Here is a 3,852-nt window from a genome sequence, read left to right as displayed (position 1 = left end):
GGGGTCTCTCGGTTCGACCGGTGTCTTACATTCATCGCAGCACCCGGCGATCAATATAGCAGATACTATCAGGCCGACGGTCGCGCCCCAAAAACGATATCTGTAAGCTGACATATTATCCTCCCGGACATTTCCAATAGTGATTATTCTGTCTGATCCAGATCCACTCAAGATTTATTATCTATTCCAGATCTGTGGTGAGTATACGATAACTGCTGGGAAATACACAACATGTCCTCGACCCTGATTTTCGATGGAACCGCGGACCTGAATTCATGTATAACAATATATAGTTTTCATGGCATAATAGATTCCGGGATTTGATTCAGGACCTTTTCCCCGGATGGTTGAGTACCGATCGGTCGATGGATACATGTTTCCTCTATTCCTTGAAAGGATCATGAAATGAAAAAATCCGGATTAAAAAATCGCAGGGACTTTCTGAAAACCGGGCTTGTCGGTGCGGCTGGTATGACAGTATTCGCATGTTCCTCTTCCAAAACAGATTCTGAAGCAGAAACAAAGTCGGACACAAAGAAGAAACTTGTACACCGCAAGCTGGGCAATACGGGGATCGAACTGCCGATAGTCAGTCTCGGCACCGGCGACACCAGCGATCCCGGATTGATCAAGGCGGCACTCGATGGCGGCGTGAAGCTTCTCGCGACATCGCAGTATTATGGAAATGGCAGCAATGAGAAAATGGTCGGAGAAGTCGTCAAAAACAGCGACAAGGACTCGATCATTATCGTTACAAGCGCCAGCCCGGAGGATTTCAATCACAGGGAAGGCGTCTTCAATAAGGGCGCGAAAGTCGAGCCGTTCATTGAGAAGATCGATAAGAGTCTGATGCAGCTCGGTGTGGAGTGTGTCGATATCTTCCTGCTTCCCTTTATGGCAAAAAAAGAATCGGTTTTCTACGAGCCCTATCTGAGGGCCATGGAGGATATCAAAAAGCAGGGCAAGGCCAGGTTCATCGGTATCGCCACTCACAGTCATGAAGACGAGGCGATCCGGGCAGCTGTTGAAGCGAAGATCTACGATGTAGCCATGGTCGCCTATAACTTCAGAAAGAAAAATCGCGATGAGATAGGCGAGGCTATGGCTTTTGCCTCAAAACAGGGGATGGGGATAATCGCGATGAAGACGATGGCCGGAGCATTCTGGGATGAGGGCCGTACAGAGCCGATCAACTCGGAGGCTGCCCTGAAATGGGTCCTGCAGAATGAAAATGTCCACACCACTGTGCCGGGAGTCATGACGTACGATCAGCTCGAAAAGGATCTTGCCCTGATGGCGGACCTTTCTCTCAGCGATGCGGAGAAGGCGGACCTCAAGCTGAGTCTCCACGAGAGGCCGGACGGGCCCTTCTGTCAGCAATGCGGCAGTTGTGTTCCGCAGTGTACGAAATCTCTGGATATACCGACTCTCATGCGCAGCCATATGTATGCCTATGGATATCGCAATCTCGCTCACGCACAGGAGACTCTGTCATCAGTGGTCAGCGGTACAGACCCATGCGGCGGCTGTGCCACCTGTTCGGTATCCTGCGCCATGGATTTCAATGTCAGAAGCAAGATCGCCAAGGTCGCGCGTCTCAATGATGTGCCGGGAGAATTTCTGGTGTAAGGCATTTCCAGTGTTTGCGGCAGGGGCGACATGCTGCTATCGGAGCAGCACCATTTTTCTGGTCTCAACGACTCTGCCCGCAGTGAGCCTGCAGAAATATACCCCGCTCGCCAGGGGCTCTCCATTCCTGTCGGCCGCCGTCCAGTCGATCTCTTTCCGGCCAGCTGTCATCGTCCGGTCAAGAGGTGTTGCAACGAGACGGCCACGGACGTCGAATATATCGAGTCTGACCCGGGCCTTTTCCACAAGGTCGAATCGGATCCTTGTCGAGGGATTGAAGGGGTTCGGATAGTTTCCGATGAGGCTCGTTTTCGTGGGGGGGACGGGCAGAAGGCCTGTAGAATCGGCAAGCTCTTCGTTGCCGACAAGAATCACGAACCGAGCATCGTCGATACTGCTAGTCTGGTCTTTCACGCCAAGCAGGAAGTTGTACTCCCCTGTGTCACGCAAATCGACGATCTCGCCCAGAATGCGGTCCACCAGGATGAGTCGGAGATCCGGGGCCGCGCCTTCCAGCCAGGCAAGCTTGATTTCCACCGGGTCGCCCGCTGTCGATGAAGAATAATTCTTTGCTACATCGAAAAACCACATTCCACTATTGTCGCCAGTGGCCCCGTCGTTCTTTTCCCCATCATCGTTTCGTGCATCTGTAGAAAGCAGCCTGACAGCTGCATCGTCCACGCTGTCGACAAAGTAGAGGGAGATCGATCTGCCCGGCGCGAGAGGTGGCTCGTATCGGTCGAGCCTGTCCGCTCCCTGCAATGCTTCGGAATTCATCCCGAAGACATTCATCTCATCTACAGAGTTTGTGCACGAGACCCGAAGACTGCATCGCCAGTCCCATTCAGGCAGGCAGGCCGACGCGACCGGACCTTTTTCGGTCCGCTGATCGAGCAGGGATTTTTCCCTGCAGGGCGGGATGTGAAGAGTGACCTCTGAATCAGAATTATTCCTTATCCAGTAAGCATTGAAGGGTTCGATGACTGAATGGTCCGTGGTGTATGTCACCCCGTCGAAGCCTACAGGCGGATCGACCAGGACACCTTCCGCTTCCACCATGGAGAACGAATCGACGAGGACTGAATCCCATGGAACATCGAATGTAAAGGGGTTGCCTACCTGGTTCCATCCCGGGCTCAGGAGAATATCCTGGCAGTCATCTGTTGGAACGGAGTATCCCGTGACGGGGGCAGTCTTGATCGACGCGTCGCTTCTGCAGACCAGCCAGAAGCCTTTCCCTGCGACCGGATTGAAAAGTCCGGTCTCGTCCTCAACAAGTTCGATATACCTCATCGATTCCGAACTGTATATAAACGAACGCCATTTGACGGGATCATAGGGGCCAAAGGCCTGCTGATCCGATAGAAGAGCCTCGACAGTCCCGGAGAATTCTTCACCGAAGACCAGAGGGATCGAAGCCATCCTGTAATGTCCTCCCGGCCAGGATGATGTCTCCCTGAGGTCGGGTACGGTTACGATGATCTGATCCGGGTCGTTTTCGGGGCCCGTGACAGGATCGGTCAATCGACTGGTGAGTGTATTGATCTCGAGCCAGTACTCAACTCCTGCAGGAGTGACCATAGTATCCGGGACAAGCGCCGAGGGAGGATCCGATCCGATATCGACGGGTGACGACAGGAAATCGATATCTCCGCCTTTACGGAAGTATAGAGTGCCGGTCTGTATTAACGTACCAGCGTCGAATGTCAGAAGTACCTGGATCTGCCTCCCTGTCATGAAACCTTCACCCGAGTTGACGAGGGGCCGGGTCTCGACCCACTCGGGCGGCCTGACATAGACAGAGAAGATCGAATCAACAGGTGCCCCAGGTGGATCGGTCGAGATGACAGGAGTATTTTCTACTTCAATGTAATAATCGAGTCCCGCCTCGGTAATATATTCACCTGGTATGATGGCTATAAAATCGTCCAGCGATGGGCTCAGCGTGAGTTGCTGCCATGTCGCGGATCCTGTTTCCCGGAAGTAAAGGGTCCCATGCTCGACTTCCACCAGGGGGGCGGGAGTGACGATCACTGTCAGGGCCTCTCCAGGTTCTACCTCATCCTGCCAGACAGGTTTCAGAAGCCTGCTGGACACCGCAAGGGCCCTTACATCGGAAGTAAAATCCACGATCGAGAGAGGTGTCCATGGGTCGTTGCTCGACAAAGTTATTCCGCCCGACGGTTCATCACCGCTCAAAGGCTCCAGCAGAATGATTATCCC

At 53.2% G+C, this 3,852-nt stretch carries 2 protein-coding genes; one reads left to right on the top strand and one right to left on the bottom strand.

Going from position 1 to position 3,852, the window contains the following annotated elements:
- The first annotated feature begins 405 nt into the window (after window positions 1-405).
- Entirely contained in the window at window positions 406-1,629 is a 1,224-nt protein-coding gene (locus KOO63_03555; GenBank protein MBU8920917.1) for an aldo/keto reductase, read from the top strand.
- A 36-nt stretch (window positions 1,630-1,665) separates the two neighbouring features.
- On the opposite strand, the gene KOO63_03550 is transcribed toward KOO63_03555, so the two are convergent.
- On the bottom strand, window positions 1,666-3,852 hold a 2,187-nt coding region (locus KOO63_03550), incomplete at its 5' end, for a T9SS type A sorting domain-containing protein (protein MBU8920916.1).

The organism is Candidatus Latescibacterota bacterium (assembly GCA_019038625.1).
Classification (GTDB): domain Bacteria; phylum Krumholzibacteriota; class Krumholzibacteriia; order Krumholzibacteriales; family Krumholzibacteriaceae; genus JAGLYV01.
Note: the sequence above shows the minus strand (reverse complement) of the source record. Positions and strands in the feature narration are given on the sequence as shown.

Coding starts and splice junctions, on each gene's coding strand:
- KOO63_03555 (MBU8920917.1), top strand. CDS start 406: ATGAAAAAATCCGGATTAAAAAATCGCAGGGACTTTCTGAAAACCGGG.